Here is a 22,264-nt window from a genome sequence, read left to right as displayed (position 1 = left end):
GCATCAGCAGGCACGACGGGAGACGGTGGAGCGGAGGCATGGGCAGGATCCTGGAGCGGGTGCCACGGTAAGCCACGCGGGTCGCGCGTTCAACGCACGGGCGATGAACGCGGGCATTGCACACCCTGGAGCGACTGCAGGGTCAATGGGTCGTCAGGGTGAAGGCGCTTCGACCCGTTCGGCCGACGGCGCCTGGGCGGCCAGCCAGGCGCGCAGCGAGGCCGGCTTCACCGGCTTGGTCAGCAGCCGGTAGCCGCGCTGTCGCGCCAGCCGCTTCAGCTCGTCGCGGCCGTCGGCGGTCAGCAGCGCGCCGGGAATCCGGCTGCCGGCGGCGCGCAGCGCGTCCAGCGTGTCCAGACCGTCCAGGCGGTCGTGCAGGTGGTAGTCCACCAGCATCGCCTGCGGCGCGCTGTCGGCCATCCGCGCGAGCGCGTCGTCGACCGTGCTGGCCGTGATCGCGGTGGCCTGCCATCGGGTCAGCAGCACCCGCATTCCGTCGAGGATCTCCTGGTCGTTGTCCACGCACAGCACGCGCAGCCCGGCCAGCGAGCCCGAGTCGGGCAGCGTGGCTGCGCGCGGGGCGGCCACCGGCAACGCCGCCGCCCGCGGCACGGTGATCGAGAACATGCTGCCGCGGCCGACGTCGCTGCGTGCGTCCAGGCCATGTCCCAGCAGGCGCGAGATGCGCTGGCAGATCGACAGGCCCAGGCCGAGCCCGCGCTCGCCCCAGTCGAACGGCTGCTGGTAGCGGTGGAACTCGTCGTAGATCTGGCGCATGTGCTGGGCGGGAATGCCCGGGCCCGTGTCCCAGACCTCCAGCTCGACTCCCTCGCCGCGCACGCGCATGCCGAGCACGATCCGGCCCTGCCGCGTGTAGCGCAGCGCATTGGCCAGGAAGTTCTGCAGCACCCGCCGCAGCAGGCGCCGGTCGCTGCGGATCGGGCAGGGCCGCGCGTGCACGCGCAGGTCCAGTCCGCGCCCGGCGGCGACCGGCGCGTACTGGGAAGCCAGTTCGCGCAGCAGCTCTCCGGCGTCGAACACGCGCACGTCGGCCTGCAGCGCGCCGGTGTCGAGGCGGGAGACGTCGAGCAGGCCGTCGAGCAGTTCCTCGGCCGCGCGCAGCGAGGCATCCACCCGTTCGGCCAGGTGCTGCTGTTCCTGCGGCTGGCCGCTGTCGCGCAGCGCCGAGGCGAACAGCCGCGCGGCGTTGAGCGGCTGCAGCACGTCGTGGCTGATCGCGGCCAGGAACCGGGTACGCGACTGCTGCGCGTCCTCGGCCTCGCGGGTGCGCTCGGCCACGCGTTGCTCGAGGGTTTCGTTGGCCTCGCGCAGCGCCTGCTCGGCGTGCTTGTAGGCGGTGATGTCGTTGTAGCTGGTGACGTAGCCGCCGCCGGGCAGGGCCTGGCCGCGCATCTCGATCACGCTGCCGTCGGCGCGCACGCGCTCGAACACGTGCGGCGTGCCCGCGCGCATGTGCTCGATGCGCTTGTTCACCTGTTCGCCGACGTCGCCCTCGCCCAGTTCGCCGCGCTCGGCGTTGTAGCGGATCAGGTCGGCGACCGGGCGGCCTACGTAGAGCATGCCGGCGGGGTAGCCGAACATCTGCTGGTAGCGGCGGTTCCACGCCACCAGGCGCATGTCCGGGTCGACCACGCTGACGCCGGCGCTGATGTTCTCGAGCGTGGTCGAGAGGATGCCGCGGTTGAAGCGCAGCTCCTGGCCGGCCTCGTCGAGCAGCGCCATCACCTCGCTCAGGTGCATGCCCGAGCCGCGCAGCACGCTGGTCAGCACCAGGCGCGCGGAGGCCGCGCCGATCGATGCGGCGAGCAGGCGCTCGGTGAACTGGATCCAGGCGCGGTCCGCGGCGGCGGCCGGGTGCAGTTCGCGGCCCAGCGAGATCGCCTGCTCGGAGAATGCGCGGCGCGCATGCCGTTCGCCGACGATGCGCACCGCCAGCGCCTGCAGGTCGCCGATGCTGACGTTGCCCGGCCAGTCGCCGTGGCCAGGCGCCTGGCGCTCCGCGTAGGGGTCCAGGAACGGGGCGATGCGCAGGCGTTCGTCCACGCCGGGGCGCCAGCGCGCGGACACCAGCATCATCACCGCGCCGTTGGCCAGCAGCGACCAGAACGTGCCGTGGGTCAGCGGATCCCAGCCGCTGAGCCCGAACAGCTGCTGCGGGCGCAGCCACTGCACCCCGAACGGACCGTCGTGCATCCAGCCCGGCTCGAAGTGGCCGGAGCTCGAAAGCGCGGGCAGCAGCAGCGTGTAGATCCAGGTGACGAAACCGGCGAGCAGGCCGAACTCCACCCCGCGGCGGCTGGCGCCGCGCCAGTACAGCCCGCCGATCAGGCCCGGCGCGAACTGCGCGACCGCGGCGAAGGCCATCAGGCCGTAGGCGGCCAGGGTGGTGTCGCCGCCGATCCAGCGGTAATAGGCGTAGGACGCCAACGCCAGCAGCAGGATCGACAGGCGCCGCACCCACAGCACCAGCGAGGCGACGTCCGCGGCGGCGTGGCGCTCGCCCCAGCCGCGGCGCAGCAGCACCGGCATCACCAGGTCGTTGCTGACCATGGTGGCCAGCGCGATGCTGGCCACGATCACCATGCCGGTGGCCGCGGAGAAGCCGCCGATGTAGGCGGCCAGCGCCAGCGCGTCGCGGCCCTCGGCCAGCGGCAGCGCCAGCACGAAGGTGTCGCTGGCCACCGCGCCGTTGCTGCCGAACAGGGCCACGCCGGCGGCGGCGATCGGCACCACCATCACCGAGATCACCAGCAGGTAGCCGCCGAACAGCCAGCGCGCCTTGCGGATGTCGGCCACGTCGCCGCATTCGACCACCGCGACCTGGAACTGCCGCGGCAGGCAGACGATGGCGAGGAAGCCGAGCAGGGTCTGGGCCACGAACCCGACCGGCGGCGCCTGCTGGAACAGGGTACGCGCCGAATCCTCGATGCGCAGCTGGTGCCCGCCCAGCCATGCCCAGGCGAACACGCCGACCGCGACCATCGCCACCAGCTTGATCAGCGATTCCAGCGCGATGGCCAGCATCATGCCGTGGTGGTGCTCGGTGGCATCGACCTGGCGGGTGCCGAACAGCGCGGCGAACAGCGCCATCAACAGCGCCACGTACAGCGCGGGGTCGGCGGCCACGCCCACGGCCTCGGCATCCTGGCCGGAAAGCACGGTCAGGCTCATCGCCACGGCCTTGTACTGCAGCGCGACGTACGGCACCACGCCGACCAGCGCGATCACCGTGACCAGCGCGGCCAGCCGGCGCGAACGGCCGTAGCGCGCGGAAATGAAGTCGGCGATGGAGACGGTGTTCTGGCTGCGCGCGATCAGCGCCAGCCGCTCGATGATCCGCCAGCCGAACAGGAACAGCAGCAGCGGTCCCAGGTAGATCGGCAGGTAGCCGATGCCGTTGCGCACCGCGCTGCCGACCGCGCCGTAGAAGGTCCACGAGGAGCAGTAGACGGCGAGCGCCAGGCTGTACACCGCCGGCCGCAGCCACGGCCGGTCCGGATACATCGGGCGGCGGTCGCCGAACCACGCCACCGCGAACAGCAGCGCGGCGTAGCCGACCGACACCAGCAGCAGGATCCAGCTCGGGACCAAGCGGTCCTCCTCACCATGAGCCGTCGAGTGTACTGCGGCGCATGGTCGGCATGCGCCGCCGGCGCTTGCCTGCGCCGCCCGCTGCCGGCAAGCTCGACAACGCTGTCAACCAGGCGCGGGCCGGGTGGGGCCCGCTGGCCGCGCCGGCCTGCGCCACTACATGGCGAGGGACGCATGCAGCACGGGAACCCACAGGCCGCACCACCGCACGTTGCCGCCGCGACCACGCGCCTGCCGTTGCGCGAGAAGGTCGGCTACGGCATCGGCGATTTCGGCTTCAATCTGTACTGGGCCAACATCTCGGCCTTCCTGCTGATCTTCTATACCGACGTCATGGGCCTGGCCGCCGGTGCGGTCGGCACGATGATGCTGGTCACCAAGCTGGCCGATGCGGTCGCCGACCCGTTCATGGGTGCGATCGCCGACCGCACCCGCAGCCGCTGGGGCCGGTTCCGCCCGTGGATGGTGTGGGGCGCGGTGCCGCTGGCGGTGACCGGCGTGCTCACCTGGACCGTGCCCGAGGGGCTGGACGGCAATGGCCGTCTGCTGTGGGCGTATGCCAGCTTCACCCTGATGATGCTGGCCTACACCGTGCTGAGCATGCCGTACTCGGCGCTGTCGGGCGTCATGACCGCCGACAGCCAGCAGCGCACCACCCTGATCAGCTTCCGCTTCATCGCCGCCTTCGCCGGCACCACGGTGGTCAACTGGATGACCCTGGACCTGGTGCAGTGGCTCGGCCGCGGCGACGAAGCGCTGGGCTGGCAGCTCACCCTGGGGCTGTACGGCATCGTCGCGGTGGCGTGCTTCCTCGCCGTGTTCCTGACCACGCGCGAGCGGATCCAGCCGCAGCTGCAGCACCAGGGCTCGATGCGCCAGGACGTGGCCGACCTGCTGCAGAACCGGCCGTGGCTGGTGCTGTTCGCGCTGGCGCTGATCATCATGGTCACCATCGTGATGCGCAGCGGCTCGCTGGTGTACTTCCTCAAGTACCATGTGGTGCGACCGGACCTGACCGGCCTGTTCCTCGGCAGCTACTCGGTGGCCCTGGCGGTGGGCGCGGCGTCGACCCCGCTGCTGACCCGCTACCTCGACAAGAAGCGCCTGCTGGCCTGGCTGATGGCGCTGGTCGGGGTGCTCAGCTGCGCGATGTACCTGGTCCCCGCCGATGCGATCTGGAGCCTGTTCGCGATCAACACCCTGATCGGCCTGGCGCTGGGACCGAAGTCGCCGCTGGCGTTCTCGATGTACGCCGACTGCGCCGACTACACCGAATGGAAGACCGGGCGCCGGGCGACCGCGCTGACCTTCGCCGCGGCCACGTTCTCGCAGAAGTTCGGCGGCGCGCTGGCCTCGGCGGCGATCGCCTGGATGCTGGCGGCGATGGGCTACGTCGCCAACCAGGCGCAGAGCGACGCCTCGCGGCTGGGCATCGTGCTGTCGCTGACGGTGATCCCCGGCGTGGTCGCGCTGCTGGCGGCCTGGGTCATGCGCTTCTATCCGCTGGACGACGCGTCGCTGGCCCGGGTCCAGGCCGACCTCCAGCAGCGCCGGGAGGCGCAGGCATGAGCGCGCTGCCGTACGGGTTCGAGGAGCAGGGCCGCCGCTTCGTCCTGCGCAGCCCGACCGCGATGCCACAGGCCTCCACGTTCCTGTGGAACCGGGCGATGCTGCTCCAGCTCAACTGCCGCGGCTACGCCACCGCGCAGTTCATGCAGCCGGAGCCGGCCAAGTACGCGCATGCGCCGACGCTGGAGGCGAAGACCTTCATGCAGCCGGAGCAGCCCTACTACGCGCACCATCCCGGGCGCTTCTGCTACGTGCGCGACGAGGAGGACGGACGCCTGTTCTCCGCGCCGCATGCACCGGTGAACCGCCGGCCCGACGCCTTCGCGTTCGACGTCGGCCAGGGCGACGTGGCCTGGACCGTCCAGTGCGACGGCATCGAACTGGAAATGTCGGTGCGCCTGGCAGGCACCGACGTGGCCGAACTTTGGACGCTGCGCGTGCGCAACCGCTCGGGACGCGCGCGCCGGATCAGCCTGTATCCGTACTTCCCGGTCGGCTACATGTCGTGGATGAACCAGTCCGGCGCCTGGCGTGCGGACCTGGGCGGGATCGTCTGCAGCAGCGTGACTCCGTACCAGAAGGTCGCCGACTGGTTCCGCAACCGCGAGTTCAAGGACCGCACCGTGCTGCTGGCCGAGCGTACGCCGGACGCGTGGGAAGCCAACCAGGCCGCGTTCGAAGGCCAGGGCGGGCTGCATGCGCCCGATGCCATCACCGGCGGCGGGCGCCTGGCCTGCGGCGATGCACTCTACGAAACGCCGGTGGCGGTGCTGCAGTACCGGCTCGAGCTGCCGGTCGACGGCGTGGAGGACTACCGCTTCCTGTTCGGGCCGGCACGCGACGACGCGGAGGTCGCCGCGCTGCGTGCGCGGCACCTGTCCGCCGAGGGCTTCGCCATCGCCGAGGCCGAAACCGCGGCGTACCTCGACGGCGGCCGCGGCTGCGTGCGGATCGAGACGCCCGATCCCTGGCTGGACGACTTCGCCAACCACTGGCTGCCGCGGCAGGTCTACTACCACGGCGATTCCAACCGGCTGACCACCGATCCGCAGACGCGCAACTACCTGCAGGACCACATGGGCATGGCCTACCTGCGGCCACAGACGGCGCGCGCGGCGTTCCTGCACGCGCTGTCCCAGCAGGAAGCCAGCGGGGCGATGCCCGACGGCATCCTGCTGGTCGAAGGCGCCGAGCTGAAGTACATCAACCAGGTGCCGCACACCGACCATTGCGTGTGGTTGCCGGTATGCCTGCAGGCCTACCTCGACGAGACCGGCGACGATGCCCTGCTCCAGGTGCAGGTCGCCGACCGCGAAGGACGCAGCGCCAGCGTAGCCGAGCGCATCGACCGGGCCATGGAATGGCTGCTCGCCCAGCGCGACGCCCGCGGCCTGAGCTACATCGCCCAGGGCGACTGGTGCGATCCGATGAACATGGTCGGCTGGAAGGGCCGGGGCGTCTCCGGCTGGCTGTCGCTGGCCAGCGCGCATGCGCTGTCGCTGTGGGCCGGCATCTGCGCGCGGGCGGGGCGGGCGGCGCAGGCCGAGGCCTTCACCGCCGGTGCGGCCGCGTTCAACGCCGCGGTCAACGAGCACCTGTGGGACGGCGACTGGTACGGGCGCGGCATCACCGACGAGGGCGTGGTGTTCGGCGTGGGCGCGGATGCCGAGGGCCGCATCTACCTCAATCCGCAGAGCTGGTCGATGCTCAGCGGCGCGGCCGACCACGAGCGGCGCGAGCGCCTGCTCGCCGCGGTCGACGCCCAGCTGGTCTCGCCGCATGGCGTGGCCATGCTCGATCCGCCCTACACCGGCATGCGCGAGGACGTCGGCCGCCTGACCCAGAAGTTCCCGGGCTCGGCCGAGAACGGCGCGGTCTACAACCATGCCGCGGCCTTCTACCTGCACAGCCTGTACGTGGCCGGCGAGGCCGATCGCGCCTGGCGGGTGCTGCGCGCGATGCTGACCGGTCCGGAGCCCGGGGAAGCCCTGCAGCGCGGGCAGCTGCCGGTGTTCGTGCCGAACTACTACCGCGGCGCCTGGCGCCTGCATCCGCGCACCGCCGGGCGCTCCAGCCAGCTGTTCAACACCGGCACGGCCGCCTGGATGTACCGCTGCCTGGTCGAATCCCTGTTCGGCCTTCGCGGCGACGGCGACGGCCTGCGCATCGCCCCGCAGCTGCCCGCGCACTGGCCGCGTGCGCGGGCGCTGCGGCGGTTCCGCGGCGCGGAGTTCGAAGTGGACATCGAGCGCGTGCCGGACCTGCGGCAATGCCGGATCCTGGTGGATGGCACGACGCTGGCCGGCGACAGGATCGCGCCGGTCGAAGCCGGACGGCGCTACCAGGTCCGCGTGGAGTTGCCGGCGTGAGTGGCGGGCCGCGCGTGGCGGTGGTGATGGGCGTATCGGGCAGCGGCAAGACCACGCTCGCCCGCGCGCTGGCCGGCGCATGGGCGGCGACCTTCCTGGACGCCGACGATTTCCACAGCGCGCAGGCGAGGGCGCACATGGCCAGCGGCCAGCCGCTGACCGATGCGATGCGCCAGCCCTGGGTCGAACGCATCGCGCTGGACCTGCAGCACCGGGTGGCGGCGGGCGAACGGGTCACGCTGGCGTTCTCGGGCCTGCGCCGGCGTCATCGCGACCTGCTGAGGGCCACGGGGCTGCCGCTGCGCTTCCTCTTCCTGAGTGGCGATGCCGCCACCATCGACGGGCGCATGCGTGCGCGCAGCGGCCACTACATGCCGGTGTCGCTGCTGGACAGCCAGTTCGCCGCGCTGGAGGACCCGACGGGCGAACCGGACGTGGACGCGATCGCGGTCGGGCTGGCGCCCGATACGCAGCTGGCGCACGCGCTCCGGCTGCTCGGCGACGACGCCTAGCGCGCCGGACCGGCGCCGGCTCAGCCGCCCCGGCCGAGCCAGGCGCGCGCGACCACCTCGGCCTGCACCCGGAGTTCCGGCACGGCGATGCTTTCCCAGGCTTCGCCGATGCGCAGGCTTCCGATCACCCGCAGGTCGTCCTGCGCGCGGCCCCGCGCGTCGAGCAGGCGTCCGTCCGCGTCGCTGGCCAGGCCGATGCCGTGGGCGCCGGGCGCGGCGTGGCCGTCGCCCAGCAGCTGTTCCAGCAGCGGGTTGCGCATCGCCTGCACGCGCATTTCCACGCCGGTGGCGTTGACCACGTGGTCGACGTCGAGCGCCAGGCTGCGGCGATCGCGGCCATGCGCGGTCAGCTGCACGCAACGTTGCCCGCTCACCGCCATGTCCAGCCGCGCGCGGTGGACGCGCAGCCGGCCGCTGGCGGCCAGGTCCTCGAGCACCGCCTGCACCGACGGCGCGATGCGATGGCGATGGATGTCCCAGTGCCGCACCGCATGGCGCAGGAACCGGCGCTGCTCGCGGGCCGGCAGGGAGCGCCACAGGGCCTGCACGTGCGGGCGCAGCCGTTCCATCACTGCCTGCCAGGGCAGGCCGCGGGCGGCGGCTTCGCGCACCTGGCGACGCAGCCGGCGCAGGCGCGCGCGGGTGCCCAGCGGGTGGAGCGCATCGGGATCGAATGCCTCGTCCACCTGGTGGCCGGTGTCGTGCGCCAGCGGAAGCAGCCCGTGCCGCGACAGCAGGTGGATGCGGGCGCGATGGCCGCTGGCCGCCAGGGTCAGCACGGCGTCGACCATGCTCAGGCCGGTGCCGACGATGCAGACCTCCGCATCGGGGGCGATCGCGGCGACCCCGGCGTAATCCCAGGCATCGACCAGGCGCGGGGCGGGAAGCGACCTCGCTCCGCGCGCGGGCAACGGGCGGGCGGCGTTGCCCACCGCCACCAGCACCTGCCGTGCATGCGCCTCGCCGCCCGCCCATCGCAGCGTCCAGCCATCGGACTCGCGGTGCAGGGCATCAACGCGCGCGCGCACCGGTTCGAGCGTGGCGGGGCTGGCCTCGCGGGCCTGCTGCAGCCGCTCGCGCAGGTAGCGCGCGTATTCGCGCCGGGGCGCATAGGCGTGCGCGAGTGCCTCGCGGGCCACCCCGGGATGGCCCGCGTGGCTGGCGATCCAGTCGAGGAAGTCGTGCGGACGATCGGGCCATGCGCTCATCCGCCCGGTCGGGACGTTGAGCAGGTGCTCGGGCCGGTCGGTCGCGTAGGCCACGCCCTCGCCCAGCCGCGGTGCCGGCTCGAACAGCGCGATCCGCATGGCGCGATCGGCCCGGCGCAGGCATTGCAGCGCCGCCAGCGTGCCGGCCGCGCCGCCGCCGATGATCGCGATATCGAAGCGCAGCTGCATGGGGCCGATTCTACCCCGATGGCGCCGCCGGCCCGTTCTCACATGAACGAATCGGCCAGCCGCGAGAGGCCTTCGAGGCTGCGCTTCCAGGCCGGCCGCCGCTGCCACTGCTCCAGGGTCACCATCTCCGAGTGGGCGAGGTAGTCGGCCTCGATCTCGTGCATGCGGGCCACCACCTGCGGGTCGTAGCAGAGCAGGCCGATCTCGGCGTTGAGCGCGAACGAGCGGATGTCCAGGTTGATCGAGCTGACCAGCGCCACCGAGTCGTCCACGCTCAGGTGCTTGGCGTGCATGAAGTGCGGCTGGTACAGCGCGATCCTCACCCCGGCCTGCAGCAGCTCCTCGTAGTAGGACTGCTGCGCCAGCAGCAGCACGCGCTTGTTGTTGGTCGCCGACAGCACCAGCTGCACATCCACCCCCGACAGCGCGGCGATGCGCAGCGCGCTCATGGTCGCGTCGTCGGGGACGAAATAGGGCGTGGTCAGCACCAGCCGGTGCTGGGCCAGGTGGATCAGCGAGTTGACCGTTTCGCCGGCGTTGCCGAACGGATAGGCCGGGCCGCTGGGCAGCAGCTGGGCGGCCACGTCCTGCGCATGCACCGGGCGCACCGGCGAGACCTCGAGCATCTGCCCGGTCTCCAGGTACCAGTCGCTGGCGAATACCGCTTCCATGTGCGAGACGATCGGTCCGCGCGCGCGCGCGACCAGTTCGCGGTTCGGATGCCCCGGCACGAACACCGCGTCGGCGAGGTTCTGCGACCCGACGTAGCCGACGTGGTCGTCGATCACCGCGATCTTGCGGTGGTTGCGCAGGTCCATGCGGCTGCTGCGGCGCCAGCGCAGGCCGCCGGGCATCATCCGGTGCACCTCCACGCCGGCCGCGCGCAGCGTGCCCGCGAAACGGCGGTAGCCGCGCTTGGCGCCGACCGCGTCCAGCAGCAGCCGGCAGCGCACGCCGCGCCCGGCCGCGCGCACGAGCGCGCGCGCGACCGCCTCGCCGACCGCGTCGTCGAACATCAGGTAGTAGAGCAGGTGGACGCGTTCGCGGGCCGCGTCGATGTCGGCGATGAGCCGGTCGATCGAACCGGCGTAGTCGTCCAGCAGTTCGACCGCATTGCCGCGCACCGGCATGAAATCGCCCATCCGTTCCACCAGCGGTACCGTCTCCGCCGCCGGCCCGGTGGGCGGCGGCTGCCAGCGCAGGGCGCTCTGCGGGCGCTGGCCCTCCCGGATCGCGGCCGACGCCTGCCCCTGGCGCAGCCGGCGCTGCCCCGAGATCCACGGTTGCCCGAGCAGCAGGTACAGCGGCAGGCCCAGCAACGGCAGGAAGAACACCAGCAGCAGCCAGCTGCGCGCGGCGGCCGGGACCGAGCGGCTGGGAATCCACCACAGCGCCGCCAGGCGTATGGTCCAGTCCAGGGCCAGCAGCAGCGTGCCCAGCGTCCAGTAGCTCATCGGCGCAACCCGTTCCCGGGGGGATGGCCCGATTCTGCTGGGCGGGGGCGCCACAACGCAAAAGCCCGCCAGGAGGCGGGCTCTGCGGAACGTCCGTCCGGGGCGGGCCCCGGGCGCGGAAGGCTTACTTGATCTTGCCTTCCTTGTAGATCACGTGCTTGCGGATGGTGGGATCGTACTTCTTGATCTCCATCTTGGCGGGCGTGTTCTTCTTGTTCTTGTCGGTGGTGTAGAAGTGGCCGGTGCCGGCCGAGGAGATCAGGCGGATCTTGTCGCGCTTGGAAGCCATGGTCGGTTACTCCTCAGATCTTCTCGCCGCGCGCGCGCAGCTCGGCCAGGACGGCATCGATGCCGTTCTTGTCGATGGTGCGCAGGGCAGCGGTGGAAACGCGCAGCTTCACCCAACGGTTCTCGGAGGCCACCCAGAAGCGGCGCTCGTGCAGGTTGGGGAGGAAACGGCGGCGGGTCTTGTTGTTTGCGTGCGAGACGTTGTTGCCGGTCTGCACGCCCTTGCCGGTAACTTGGCAAACGCGGGACATACGCACCTCGAAAGGTCTGGTGTCGCCCATAGCCCGGGAGACGGCGGCCCCGCGGCCCGGCCCTGTCAGGCCTGGCCGTACGCGATGCGGGAAGGGAATTCGACTGCCTGGGGCGGCCCCGGATCGCGCTCCCGGGCCACCGATCCGGACGGGCCGGACGCAGCGAGCCGCGCATTATGCCGGGGCAAGTGGCTGATTGCAACCGGATTATGGGATCCAGCGCCGCCGCCGGTGGAAGGGGGGCCTGGCCTGCGGGCTACCCGGGCTGCCGGTCCCGCCGCCAGCCGCGATGGCGGACGTCGAGGACCAGGTTGTAGAACGCCACGAAGGTCGGGAACAGGTTCTGGAGGACGCCCACCGAGTCCTGCTTGGCCGAGAACAGGAAGTAGCTCAGGGTCATCAGGCTGCCGAGCACGCTCATGTACCAGAACAGGCGCGGGATCACCGGCTTGCCGGCGCGCCGGGTGGCCACGAACTGGACCAGCCAGCGCCCGCCGAACATCAGCGCCCCGGTGTAGCCGATCAGTTTCCAGCCGGTGACGTGCAGGCCGGTCCAGTACAGCCAGGTCAGCGGCTGGTCGAGCCAGTGCAGTTCGGCGCCCATCTCAGATTTCCTCCACCGCCGTGCGGCGGCTGCGGGCGATCAGCCAGGCCACGCCGCGCAGGTCGCGGATGCCCACCAGCGCGCGGTTGAGGTTGTTGTACTTGGACACGCCGGCGGTGCGGTGGCGGTGGTTGACCGGCACGCTGACCGTCTTCCAGCCCGCGCGCTGGACCAGCGCCGGCAGGTAGCGGTGCATGTGGTCGAAGTAGGGCAGGTCGAGGAACACCGCGCGTTCGAACAGCTTGATCCCGCAGCCGGTGTCGGGGGTGTCGTCGCGCAGCATCCGCGCGCGGATCGCGTTGGCCCAGCGGCTGGCCCAGCGCTTGGAGCCCGAATCCTGCCGGTCCACGCGCCAGCCGGCGAACAGCTTCACGTCGGGCGCGGCCGTGTCCCGCGCGGCCAGCAGCTTCGGGATGTCGGCGGGGTCGTTCTGGCCGTCGCCATCGAGGGTGGCGATCCAGGCGCCGCGCGCGGCCTTGACGCCATTGCGCACCGCCGTGCTCTGGCCGCCCTGGTGGACGTGGTGCAGGACGCGCAGTTCCGGCACCTGCGCCTTGAGCGACTGCAGCACGGCCAGCGAGTCGTCGGTGGAGCGGTCGTCGACGTAGACGATCTCGAAGGCCACGCGGCCGCGCAGCGCGGCGACGATCTCGCCGACCAGCGGGGGGATGTTGTCGCGTTCGTTGAAGACCGGGACGACGACGGAGAGTTCGGGTGGGGTCATGGCGCCGTTCGCAGGGGAGGGGGATGGGACGCTCAGGCCGAGGCGCCGAAATAGCCGCGGCACCAGTGCACGACCGGCGGCAGGCCGTCTTCGACCGGCGTGCGTGGATCGAAGCCGAACGCCGCCCGCGCGCGCGACGTGTCGGCCATGGTCTCGACCATGTCGCCCGGCTGCATCGGCCGGTACTCCTTCACCGCCGCGCGCCCGGCCGCCTGCTCGATCACCGCGATGAAGCGCTCGAGCTCCACCGGGGTGTGGTTGCCGAGGTTGAACACGCCGTGCGGCACCGACGCGTCGGTGCCGGTGGCCCGGTCGAGCGCGCCGAGGATGCCGGCGACGATGTCGGAAACATGTGTGAAGTCGCGGCGCATGCGGCCGTGGTTGAACACCTCGATCGGCCGCCCGGCCAGCACCGCCCGCGAGAACAGCAGCGGCGCCATGTCCGGCCGGCCCCACGGGCCGTAGACGGTGAAGAAGCGCAGTCCGGTCGCGCGCAGTCCGTACAGCTGCGCGTAGGTGTAGGCCATGAGCTCGTTGGCGGCCTTGGTCGCGGCGTACAGCGAGCGCGGCCGGTCGATGCGCTGGTCCTCGGAGAACGGCGGGGTCGCCGAATCGCCGTACACCGAACTGCTCGAGGCGTAGACCAGGTGGGCGACGCCGCGGTGCCGGCACAGCTCGAGGATGTTGACGAAGCCGTCCAGGTTGCTGGCGACGTAGGCGTGCGGGTTCTGCAGCGAGTAGCGCACGCCGGCCTGGGCGGCCAGGTGTACCACGCGGTCCGGGCGCACCTCGTCGAACAGCGCGGCCAGGCCGTCGCGGTCGACCAGGTCCAGGGCGCGGATGTCGATGCCGGCGCACAGCGCCGCGACCCGGTCGCGCTTGAGCCGCGGGTCGTAGTAGTCGTTGTAGTTATCGAGGCCGACGACGCGTTCGCCGCGGGCGGCCAGGGCCTGGCAGGTGTAGGCGCCGATGAAGCCGGCGGCGCCGGTGACGAGGACGGTCATGGGGAAGCCCGGGTCAGCTGCGCGGCATTGTCGCAAGCGCCGGATGAACAGGGAATCGCCCGGACCGCGCCGGCGACGCGGCGTCAGCCCTGGCGGGTGCGCAGCCGCTCCAGCACGCCGTCGAGCGTGTCCAGGTCGGTGTAGTGGATCACCAGCTTGCCCTTGCCGCCCTTGCCGTGGGCGATGGCCACCCGGGTCCCGAGCGACTCGGACAGCTCGGTCTCCAGCGAGACGATGTCCGGCTGCTGCGCGCGCGCGGCGGCCGCCTTGCGCGACGCACTGCCGGTCACCGGCACCTTGCCGGCGGCGAACTGCTGGGCGCGGTGCTCGACCTCGCGTACCGACCAGCCGTTCTCGGCGGCCTCGTAGGCCAGCTTGCTTGCCAGTTCGGGCGACAGGGTCAGCAGGGCGCGGGCATGTCCCATCTCCAGCCGGCGCGCCTCGACCAGTGCGCGGATCGCTGGCGGCAGGTCGAGCAGGCGCAGCAGGTTGGACACTGCCGCGCGCGAACGGCCCACCGCGGCCGCGGCCTCGGCATGGGTCAGCGAGAACTCGTCGATCAGGCGCTGCAGCGCCTGCGCTTCCTCGAGCGGGTTGAGGTCCTCGCGCTGGATGTTCTCGATCAGCGCCATGGCGATGACCGTGCGGTCGTCCAGCTCGCGCAGGACCACCGGCACTTCGCTCAGCCCGGCCAGCTGCGAGGCGCGCCAGCGGCGCTCGCCGGCGACGATCTCGTACTGGCCCGGCGCCAGCTCGCGCACGACGATCGGCTGGATCACGCCCTGCGCCTGGATCGAGGCCGACAGCTCCTCGAGCTTGGCCGGGTCCATGTCGCGTCGCGGCTGGTACTTGCCGGGCTGCAGCTGGGTCACCGGCAGGGTGCGCAGCACGTCGCCCGGCTGCGGCTGCTCCACCTGGGCGGGGGTTGCGGCCGCGGCGCCCTTGGGCCCGAGCAGCGCGTCCAGTCCGCGGCCGAGGCCGCGCTTCTTCGCCGTGCTCATCAGGCGACCTCCGCCGGGCGCGGTCGGGTCGCGCGTTCGCGTTCGGTCTGGCGGCGGATCACCTCGCCGGCCAGGCCCAGGTAGGCGACGCCGCCGCGCGAGGCCGCGTCGTAGCCGACGATGCTCTGGCCGTGGCTCGGCGCCTCGGCCAGGCGCACGTTGCGCGGCACGATGGTGCGGAACACGCGGTCGCCGAAGTGCTCGGTCAGTTCGGCCGACACCGCATTGGCCAGGTTGTTGCGCACGTCGAACATGGTCCGCAGCACGCCTTCGATCTCCAGTCCGGGGTTGAGCCGCTGGCGCAGCGCCTCGATGGTTTCCATCAGCGCGCTGAGGCCTTCCAGGGCGTAGTACTCGCACTGCATCGGCACGATCACCGAGTCGGCGGCGGTCAGCGCGTTGAGGGTCAGCAGCGACAGCGCCGGCGGGCAGTCGATGACGATGAAGTCGTAGTCGCCCCGCAGCGGCTCGAGCGCCAGCTTGAGCTTCTGCTCGCGGCCGTCGATCTCCATCAGCTGGATCTCGGCGGCGGTCAGGTCGATGTTGCCCGGCAGCAGGTCGAAGCCTTCGGCGGCCGCGACCAGGATCGAGCGCGCGTCGCGTTCGCCCAGCAGCACGTCGCAGGTGGAGGCTTCCAGCTCGCGCTTGTCCACCCCGCTGCCCATGGTCGCGTTGCCCTGCGCATCCAGGTCCACCAGCAGCACCCGCTTGGGCGCGCGCGCCAGCGCGGCGGCCAGGTTGACCGCCGTGGTGGTCTTGCCCACGCCACCCTTCTGGTTGGCGATGGCGATGATGCGGGCCATGCGGGAGCTGCCTTGGTTGCGGGACGCCGAGGGTCCGGAACGGGCCATTATGCGTATTTCAAGCCGCCCGGCCCACCTCGACCAGGTGGCGTTCCGCGCCCAGCCCGGGCACGGCCAGCGGGTGGACCGCAAGCGCCCTCCAGCCCGGCGGCAGGGCGGCGATTTCCTCGACCGGGTTCACGCCCTTCATCGCCAGCAGGCGCCCGTGCGGGGCCAGCAGGTGGCCGCCGACCTCGAGGATGCCGGCCAGGGTGTCCAGCGCACGGGCGGTGATCTGGGCATAGGTACCGGGTTCGGCGACCGCTTCGGCGCGGGCTTCGGCGACCCGGGCGTTGCCCAGCTTCAGCTGCCGCACCGCCTCGCGCAGGAAACGCGCCTTCTTGCCGTTGCTCTCCACCAGGGTGACCTGCAGGTCCGGGCGCACGATCGCCAGCGGGATGCCCGGCAGCCCCGGGCCGGTGCCCAGGTCGGCCAGCGCGCCGGGCTGGACGTAGGGATGCATGGCCAGCGAATCGAGCAGGTGGCGGGTCACCATCTCGTCCGGGTCGCGGATCGCGGTGAGGTTGTAGGTGCGGTTCCAGCGCAGCAGCAGGGCCAGGTAGTCGAGCAGGGGTGCGGCCAGCGCACGGTCGAGGCCGAGCGCCGCCAGGCCCTCGTCCAGGCGCGCGCGCAGGGCGGGAGAAAAAGGGGTGTCCATCGGCAAAGTATCGCCGATCCGCCGGCGGGGCCCGGCGTCCACCGGGCAGGCCGGCGCCGGGCGGATGGCACGCAGCGCGGTGCGCGGCGGCCGGGCGGGCGACCGTGCGGCACCTGCCGGCGCGCCGCGCTAGGTGCGGTGGCGCCAGGCCAGGGCGGCCAGATAGCCCTCGCCCGGCATCCACTCGTGCAGGTGCCAGGCGGCGGGATCGCCCAGTGCCGGATCGCTGTCGCGCAGGCGCAGCGGCGCGTCCTCGCCGTCGCCGTCGCTGGCGAACTCCAGCCGGTGCAGGCCGAAGGCAAGGCCGCGTCCGTGGGCCTTGAGCACCGCCTCCTTGGCGCACCACAGCCGGAGGAAGGCCCGTTCGCGCCGTGCCGGCTCCAGCGCATGCAGGCGCGCGGTCTCGCCGGGGGCGAAGAACCGTCCCGCAAGCTCCAGTGCCCGCGGTCGCGGGCGCACCCGCTCGAGGTCCACGCCGAGGATGACGTCGCGGCCCATGGCCAGCAGCAGGCGCTCGCCGCTGTGGCTCCAGCCCGCGTCGTGGTCGGCGTGCGGTGCCTGCAGGCGCGGCCGGCCGGAGGGGTCGCGCGCCAGCGGCGGCGTCGCGGCGGGATCGCCGAGCCACTCGGCCAGCAGTCCGCGCACCTGCGGCTCGCCGCGCAGGCCGGGCACGTGCGGCAGCGCCTGCACGCGCACCGGGCCGAACTGCCAGTGCTGTCCGGCCGCGCCCGCGTTCAACCGGCGCTCCCCGCGGGATATACGGCCGCTTCACGCCGCCGCGCGTCTGATGGCCCCGCCAGCCCCGCACGGGGTGACCAACCTGGACTCGAGGAGACGGACAGCATGGGCATCATCATCTGGTTGATCGTGGGTGGCATCGTCGGCTGGCTGGCCAGCCTGATCATGCGCCGCGACGCGCAGCAGGGCATCCTGCTCAACATCGTGGTGGGCATCGTCGGCGCGGTGCTCGCGGGCTGGATCTTCGGCGGTGGCATCAACGAGGCCATCACCATCCGCACGTTCCTGTTCTCGATCATCGGCGCGGTGATCCTGCTGGCGATCGTGAACCTCTTCACCCGCGGCCGGGTGCGCTGAGCGCACGGCCCGCGGCCAGCGACGAGGGGGCGGAGGCCCGGCGCAAGCCGGGCTTCCGTTTTCCGGGGCCGGCTCACCGCGCCAGTTCGATCCAGGCCGGCGCGTGGTCGCTGGGGCGTTCCCAGGTCCGCGGTTCGCGGTCGATGCCGGCGGCGGCCACCTGGCCCCGCAGCGCTTCCGACACCAGGGTCAGGTCGATGCGCAGGCCGAGGTTGCGGCGGAACGCGGCCTGCCGGTAATCCCACCAGCTGAACACGCCGCCTTCGGCGTGCTGCAGTCGGTAGCCGTCGTGCAGGCCGGTGGCCAGCAGGTCGGCCAGCGCGGCGCGCTCGGGCGCCGACGTCAGGATGTGGGTGTCGCTCCACACGGCCGGGTCATGCACGTCGCGTTCGTCCGGGGCGATATTGAAGTCGCCGAGCACCACCAGCCGCGGATGGCGCCGCGCTTCCTCCTCCAGCCAGTTGCGCACCGCACCCAGCCATTGCAGCTTGAATTCGTATTTTTCGGTGCCCACGTCCTGGCCGTTGACCACGTACAGGTTGACGATGCGGACGTCGCCGACCGTGGCGCTGATCGCGCGCCTGTGCTCGTGCTCGAATCCCGGCACGCCGACGACCACGTCGCGCGGCTCCCCACGCGCCAGGATCGCCACGCCGTTGTAGGTCTTCTGCCCGGAGAACACGCTGCGGTAGCCGAGACCGGCCAGTGCGGTGTCCGGGAACTTGTGGTCTTCCAGCTTGGTTTCCTGCAGCCCGACCACGTCCGGCGCGAATGCACGCAGCCACTGTTCCAGGTGCGGCAGGCGCACGTTGAGCGAGTTGACGTTCCAGCTGGCGATCTTCATGCGGCGGCCCTCGTGGGGCCGACATCGTGGCATGCCGGGCGGCACCCGCGCACGCCCGCGGCGGTCACCGCACCAGCAGGTCGATCATCCGGCGGATGCGCGGGTACGGCGGACGCAGCAGGTCGCTGGCGCTGCGTCGCGCCTGCCACAGCACCGGCAGCGCCTTGGTCATCGCGTCGAAGCCGGCGCGGCCGTGGTAGGCGCCCATGCCGCTGGCGCCGACGCCGCCGAACGGCAGGTTCTCCGCGGCGAAGTGCAGCAGGGCGTCGTTGACGGTGACCCCGCCGGCGACGGTGGAGCGCAGGATCGCCTCGACCTGGCCGCGGTCATGGCTGAAGGGATACAGCGCCAGCGGCCGCGGCCGCGCGTTGACGAAGTCGATCGCCTGCTGCAGCGAATCCACGGAGAGCACCGGCAGGATCGGCCCGAAGATCTCCTCGCGCATCAGCGCCAGGTCCTCCGGCGGGTCGAGCACCAGCGCCGGGGCGAACAGCCGCCGGGCGCGGTCGTGCCCGGCGGCCAGCGGCAGCACCTCGCAGCCGCGCGCGCGCGCCTCGTCGAGCCAGCCCTGCAGCCGGTCGAACTGGGCGTCGTTGACGATCCGGCTGTAGTCCGGCGCCTCGCCGCCCAGTCCGCCGTAGCGGGCGGCGACCTGCGCGCGCAGCGCCTGCACCAGCGCCTCGCGCCGCCCGCGGCCCACCACCAGCACGTAGTCCGGGGCGATGCAGGTCTGGCCGGCGTTGAACCACTTGCCGGTGGCCAGGCGCGCGGCCGCGCGTTCGATCGGGTAGTCCGCGCACAGGACCAGCGGCGACTTGCCGCCCAGCTCCAGGGTCAGCGGGGTGAGGTTGGCGGCGGCGGCGGCCATGACCTTGCGCCCGACCGCGGTCGAGCCGGTGAACACCAGGTGGTCGAACGGCAGCGCGGCGAAGGCGCCGGCCAGGTCGGTGCCGCCATCGGCCACGGCCACGCGCGAGGCGGGGAACACCTCCGCCAGCAGCTCCTGCAGGAAGCGCGTGGTCCGCGGCGTGTGTTCGGACGGCTTGAGGAAGACGTGGTTGCCGGCGGCGATCGCCGTGGCCAGCGGGATCAGCGCGAGGTTGACCGGGTAGTTCCACGGGGCGATGACGCCGACCACGCCCAGCGGCACGTGCCGCACCTGCGCGCGTGCCGGCCACAGGCGCCAGCCCGGACCCACCCGGCGCGGCTTCATCCAGCCGCGCAGGTGGCGCAGCAGGTGGTCGATGCCGGCCAGCACGGTCATGCCGTCGGCCAGCAGGCTCTCGTCGCGCGAGCGGTGCCCGAAGTCGGCGGCGATGCTGTCCGCCATGTCCGGCAGGCGACGCTTCAGCGCCGCGCGCAGGCGTTGCAGGTCGTCGCGCCGCTGTGCGTAGTCCGGACGGCCCGCCTGCCAGGCCTGGCGCAGCTGGCGCAGGGCCGGTTCGAGCGCGGCGACGGTGGTGACCAAGCTTGCCGGATCTTCGCCGCGCGGACCCGCGCCACCCCGGCGTGCGCCGGCGATCGCGGCATTGGCGGCGGTGATGGTCGCGTTCGCGGCAGTGGCGGCGGCAGTAGCCGCGAGGGTGGCGGGCGTCGTCATCGTCGCAGTCTACGGCCAGGCCTGGAGGGGAATTCAATACAATGGGCCATGACCGGATTTCCCCCCTCGCTGCGCCCTTACCTCGACCATCGCCCGCGCCTGGGCGAGCGGGTCTACGTCGATCCGGCGGCCACCGTGATCGGCGACGTGGAGCTGGCCGACGACGCATCGGTGTGGCCGGGCTGCGTGCTCCGCGGCGACGTCAACTTCATCCGGGTCGGCGCGCGCAGCAACATCCAGGACGGCACGATCGTCCACGTCAGCCACCACAGCCCGTACAACCGGGCCGGCCATCCGACCCTGATCGGCGCGGACGTGACCGTCGGCCACGGCGCGATCATCCATGCCTGCACGATCGAGGACCTGGTGCTGGTCGGGATGGGCGCGTGCATCCTCGACGGGGCGACGGTGCGCAGGCACGGCTTCGTCGGCGCCGGCGCGGTGATCGGTCCGGGCAAGGTGGTCGGCGAGGCCGAGCTGTGGCTGGGCAATCCGGCGCGCTTCGCCCGCCGGCTCGACGACCGCGAGATCGAGAGCCTGCACTACTCGGCCGCCCACTACGTGCGGCTGAAGGACCGGTACCTGGCCGCCCGGTGACCGGCGGCACCGCCCGGCGGGCCGGGCGGCACCCCCTGCGGCCACCTAGAGGCGGTGCACGTCGCTGATGTCGTTGTGGTCGTGCAGCCGCACCAGTTCCTGCTTCGGATAGGAGAGCACGTCCCCGGAGTAGTAGCTGTCGTCGCGGGCCCGGTCCAGGTCGCGGTACACGGCCGAGGCCTTGCTGTAGCCGGTGTTGGGCACTTCCAGCGAAACCTTGTCGCCCTCGACCGCCACCACCCGCATCAGGCCCCACGCGTGCCCGTCGAACCCGCCCGGGGCAAGCGCCTGGAGGTCGACCTCGTAGACATCGCCCACGTGCGGGTCCCGCAGCAGCGCATCCTCGCGCACGTTCGAACGCTGGCCGGCCACCATCGCCACGACCACGACCGATGCGACCAGGCCGAGCAGCACCAGCCCGCCGAAGCGGCGGTAGTGCGGGATGGGCGTGCGTCCCAGCTGCGCCTCGAAGGCCTTGCTGTCGTGGCGCGTACCGCGGCCGCAGACCGAGCACGCGGTGAAGTAGGCCTTTTCCGTCACCCACGAGAACACGTACCACAGGTGCGCGTAGCGGTAGTTCAGGACGTTCTGGAACTCGCGCGATGCCTCGCACGTGGCGCAATGCTGCGTGCCGGCCGCGCCGAGCCGCACGACGTCGCCGCCGGATCCCCAGATGATCATGGTCGTTCCCCCTGTTGTGGCTTCGTCCCCACGAAGCGGGCCGATCATAGCCGCCCCCCCGGCAGGCGCGACAGCAGTCAGGGCCGGGTGGCGGCCTCCAGCGCGGCCAGGATCGCCATCGCCTCGGCGCGGCTGCCGCCGCACATCTCCGGCCCCGGCCGCAGCGAGGCGCAGAACGCCGGGCGCTCCGGCGAGCCGAACAGGCGGCATCGCAGCGCGGCGTCCAGCTGCACGCAGGGCACGCCGGCGGGCTTGCCCTGCGGCATGCCGGGGATCGGAGAGGTGATGGAAGGCGCCGTGCAGCAGGCGGCGCAACCGCCGCGGCAGGCGAACAGGGTGTCCATCGCGACAGTCTAGGCGTGCTGGGCAAGCCGGTGGCCGCCGGCTACAGTCGCGGCGGGGAGAACCACGAGGGAATGCATGCCGGCACAGGAAGCTGCCGGGCACGGGGCGGCCGCCCGCCGCGGCGCGGTGCCCATGCTCGACACCTACCGCGAGGTGCTCACGCCCGAGGGCGTGTCGCTGCACCTGCCCGCGGCCGGGCCGGTACCGCGCGCGCTGGCCTGGCTCGTCGACCTGGCCGTGCGCGCCGCCATCGTGCTGGCGCTGGCGATGGTCCTGGGCGTGCTCGGCGGGCTGGGCGAAGGCCTGTACCTGGTCGGCCTGTTCCTCGTGTCCTGGGCCTATCCGATCGTGCTGGAGGCGGCCTGGAACGGGCAGACGCCGGGCAAGCGCGCGCTGGGCCTGCGCGTGGTCGCCGGCGATGGCGCGCCCGTCGGCTGGTTGCCGGCCGTGGTGCGCAACCTGATGCGGACGGTGGACATGCTGCCGTTCGGCTACGCCACCGGCCTGGTCGCCTGCCTGTGCGACCGCGATGGACGCCGGCTTGGCGACCTGGTCGCCGACACCGTGGTGGTCCACGTGCTGCCGCGTCCGGCCGGGGTGCAGCTGTCTCCTACCGTGCCGCGGGCGCCCGCCCGCCGCCTGCTGCCGGACGAGCAGGCGGCCCTGGTCGCGTTCGGCGAACGCGCCTCGCACCTGTCGGCCGGACGCCAGGCCGAGCTGGCGGCGCTGCTGTATCCGCTGACCGGAAGCGCCGGGGACGAGGGTGTGCGCAGGCTCCACGGGATCGCCGCCTGGCTGCTGGGGCGGCGCTGATGCA

At 72.2% G+C, this 22,264-nt stretch carries 22 protein-coding genes; 6 read left to right on the top strand and 16 right to left on the bottom strand.

Translation table 11 applies throughout. The features are described from left to right. Nucleotides 1-153: 153 nt before the first annotated feature. Entirely contained in the window at nucleotides 154-3,612 is a 3,459-nt protein-coding gene (locus tag ACA089_RS11475) for a hybrid sensor histidine kinase/response regulator (protein WP_372016894.1), read from the bottom strand. Nucleotides 3,613-3,786: 174 nt separating this feature from the next. Between ACA089_RS11475 and ACA089_RS11470 the strand changes: the two genes are divergently transcribed. The 3 genes from ACA089_RS11470 to ACA089_RS11460 are packed head-to-tail and all read left to right on the top strand — an operon-like array spanning nucleotide 3,787 to nucleotide 8,062. Beyond that, the gene (locus tag ACA089_RS11470; RefSeq protein WP_372016892.1) at nucleotides 3,787-5,181 is read left to right on the top strand and encodes an MFS transporter; all 1,395 of its coding nucleotides are present in this window, start codon (nucleotides 3,787-3,789) and stop codon (nucleotides 5,179-5,181) included. Beyond that, complete coding sequence (locus ACA089_RS11465; protein WP_372016890.1) at nucleotides 5,178-7,550, top strand: GH36-type glycosyl hydrolase domain-containing protein; 2,373 nt, start codon at nucleotides 5,178-5,180, stop codon at nucleotides 7,548-7,550. Before ACA089_RS11470 ends, ACA089_RS11465 begins: the two co-directional genes overlap by 4 nt. Beyond that, a complete protein-coding gene (locus tag ACA089_RS11460; protein ID WP_372016888.1) occupies nucleotides 7,547-8,062 on the top strand; it encodes a gluconokinase in 516 nt (171 codons plus the stop codon). Before ACA089_RS11465 ends, ACA089_RS11460 begins: the two co-directional genes overlap by 4 nt. Before the next feature lie 20 nt (nucleotides 8,063-8,082). Here the strand turns inward: ACA089_RS11460 and ACA089_RS11455 are convergent, their stop codons facing one another. The 11 genes from ACA089_RS11455 to ACA089_RS11405 all read right to left on the bottom strand — a co-directional run bounded on the left by ACA089_RS11455 (nucleotide 8,083) and on the right by ACA089_RS11405 (nucleotide 17,023). Continuing rightward, nucleotides 8,083-9,459 carry an FAD/NAD(P)-binding protein gene (locus ACA089_RS11455; RefSeq protein ID WP_372016887.1) on the bottom strand — a complete coding sequence of 459 codons (1,377 nt, stop codon included), beginning with the start codon at nucleotides 9,457-9,459 and terminating at the stop codon, nucleotides 8,083-8,085. Nucleotides 9,460-9,497: 38 nt separating this feature from the next. Continuing rightward, nucleotides 9,498-10,913 carry a cardiolipin synthase gene (gene cls, locus ACA089_RS11450; protein WP_372016885.1) on the bottom strand — a complete coding sequence of 472 codons (1,416 nt, stop codon included), beginning with the start codon at nucleotides 10,911-10,913 and terminating at the stop codon, nucleotides 9,498-9,500. A 124-nt stretch (nucleotides 10,914-11,037) separates the two neighbouring features. Next, nucleotides 11,038-11,202, bottom strand: a complete 165-nt coding sequence (gene rpmG / locus ACA089_RS11445) for a 50S ribosomal protein L33 (protein ID WP_162410392.1) — start codon at nucleotides 11,200-11,202, stop codon at nucleotides 11,038-11,040. 13 nt (nucleotides 11,203-11,215) lie between these two features. After that, complete coding sequence (gene rpmB, locus ACA089_RS11440) at nucleotides 11,216-11,452, bottom strand: 50S ribosomal protein L28 (RefSeq protein WP_019398348.1); 237 nt, start codon at nucleotides 11,450-11,452, stop codon at nucleotides 11,216-11,218. A gap of 256 nt (nucleotides 11,453-11,708) precedes the next feature. Further along, nucleotides 11,709-12,056 (bottom strand): lipid-A-disaccharide synthase N-terminal domain-containing protein, encoded by a 348-nt coding sequence (locus tag ACA089_RS11435; RefSeq protein ID WP_372016883.1) that lies wholly within the window; start codon nucleotides 12,054-12,056, stop codon nucleotides 11,709-11,711. Between the two features lies 1 nt (nucleotide 12,057). Next, nucleotides 12,058-12,780 carry a glycosyltransferase family 2 protein gene (locus ACA089_RS11430; RefSeq protein ID WP_372016881.1) on the bottom strand — a complete coding sequence of 241 codons (723 nt, stop codon included), beginning with the start codon at nucleotides 12,778-12,780 and terminating at the stop codon, nucleotides 12,058-12,060. A gap of 32 nt (nucleotides 12,781-12,812) precedes the next feature. Then, nucleotides 12,813-13,784: an NAD-dependent epimerase/dehydratase family protein gene (locus tag ACA089_RS11425; protein WP_372016879.1), complete on the bottom strand. Its 972-nt coding sequence runs from the start codon at nucleotides 13,782-13,784 to the stop codon at nucleotides 12,813-12,815. Nucleotides 13,785-13,867: 83 nt separating this feature from the next. After that, nucleotides 13,868-14,785: a ParB/RepB/Spo0J family partition protein gene (locus tag ACA089_RS11420; RefSeq protein ID WP_372016877.1), complete on the bottom strand. Its 918-nt coding sequence runs from the start codon at nucleotides 14,783-14,785 to the stop codon at nucleotides 13,868-13,870. Next, nucleotides 14,785-15,588: a ParA family protein gene (locus ACA089_RS11415; protein WP_372016876.1), complete on the bottom strand. Its 804-nt coding sequence runs from the start codon at nucleotides 15,586-15,588 to the stop codon at nucleotides 14,785-14,787. The genes ACA089_RS11420 and ACA089_RS11415 overlap by 1 nt, the downstream gene beginning before the upstream one ends. 58 nt (nucleotides 15,589-15,646) lie before the next feature. Continuing rightward, nucleotides 15,647-16,285, bottom strand: coding sequence for a 16S rRNA (guanine(527)-N(7))-methyltransferase RsmG (gene rsmG / locus ACA089_RS11410; RefSeq protein WP_372016874.1), 639 nt, complete (start codon nucleotides 16,283-16,285; stop codon nucleotides 15,647-15,649). Nucleotides 16,286-16,414: 129 nt separating this feature from the next. After that, nucleotides 16,415-17,023 carry a 4'-phosphopantetheinyl transferase family protein gene (locus ACA089_RS11405; protein WP_372016872.1) on the bottom strand — a complete coding sequence of 203 codons (609 nt, stop codon included), beginning with the start codon at nucleotides 17,021-17,023 and terminating at the stop codon, nucleotides 16,415-16,417. Nucleotides 17,024-17,128: 105 nt separating this feature from the next. Between ACA089_RS11405 and ACA089_RS11400 the strand changes: the two genes are divergently transcribed. Beyond that, nucleotides 17,129-17,380, top strand: a complete 252-nt coding sequence (locus tag ACA089_RS11400) for a GlsB/YeaQ/YmgE family stress response membrane protein (RefSeq protein WP_372016870.1) — start codon at nucleotides 17,129-17,131, stop codon at nucleotides 17,378-17,380. Between the two features lie 73 nt (nucleotides 17,381-17,453). Here the strand turns inward: ACA089_RS11400 and xth are convergent, their stop codons facing one another. Together xth and ACA089_RS11390 are read right to left on the bottom strand one after the other, a co-directional pair. After that, nucleotides 17,454-18,224 (bottom strand): exodeoxyribonuclease III, encoded by a 771-nt coding sequence (xth, locus tag ACA089_RS11395; protein ID WP_372016868.1) that lies wholly within the window; start codon nucleotides 18,222-18,224, stop codon nucleotides 17,454-17,456. Nucleotides 18,225-18,288: 64 nt separating this feature from the next. Next, on the bottom strand, nucleotides 18,289-19,824 hold the full coding sequence (locus ACA089_RS11390; protein WP_372016867.1) for a coniferyl aldehyde dehydrogenase: 1,536 nt from the start codon (nucleotides 19,822-19,824) through the stop codon (nucleotides 18,289-18,291). Nucleotides 19,825-19,872: 48 nt separating this feature from the next. Between ACA089_RS11390 and ACA089_RS11385 the strand changes: the two genes are divergently transcribed. Continuing rightward, nucleotides 19,873-20,421, top strand: coding sequence for a gamma carbonic anhydrase family protein (locus ACA089_RS11385; protein WP_372016865.1), 549 nt, complete (start codon nucleotides 19,873-19,875; stop codon nucleotides 20,419-20,421). A 45-nt stretch (nucleotides 20,422-20,466) separates the two neighbouring features. Here ACA089_RS11385 and ACA089_RS11380 read toward each other — a convergent pair whose 3' ends face one another. Together ACA089_RS11380 and ACA089_RS11375 are read right to left on the bottom strand one after the other, a co-directional pair. Beyond that, nucleotides 20,467-21,102, bottom strand: a complete 636-nt coding sequence (locus tag ACA089_RS11380; RefSeq protein WP_372016864.1) for a hypothetical protein — start codon at nucleotides 21,100-21,102, stop codon at nucleotides 20,467-20,469. Between the two features lie 77 nt (nucleotides 21,103-21,179). Beyond that, entirely contained in the window at nucleotides 21,180-21,446 is a 267-nt protein-coding gene (locus ACA089_RS11375) for a YkgJ family cysteine cluster protein (RefSeq protein ID WP_372016862.1), read from the bottom strand. A gap of 76 nt (nucleotides 21,447-21,522) precedes the next feature. On the opposite strand from ACA089_RS11375, the gene ACA089_RS11370 reads away from it, so the two are divergent. Next, a complete protein-coding gene (locus ACA089_RS11370; RefSeq protein ID WP_372016860.1) occupies nucleotides 21,523-22,260 on the top strand; it encodes an RDD family protein in 738 nt (245 codons plus the stop codon). Nucleotides 22,261-22,264: the final 4 nt, after the last annotated feature.

Origin of the sequence: Pseudoxanthomonas fibrivorans (genome assembly GCF_041464125.1) — a bacterium.
In the GTDB taxonomy this organism is placed as follows: domain Bacteria; phylum Pseudomonadota; class Gammaproteobacteria; order Xanthomonadales; family Xanthomonadaceae; genus Pseudoxanthomonas.
Note: the sequence above shows the minus strand (reverse complement) of the source record. Positions and strands in the feature narration are given on the sequence as shown.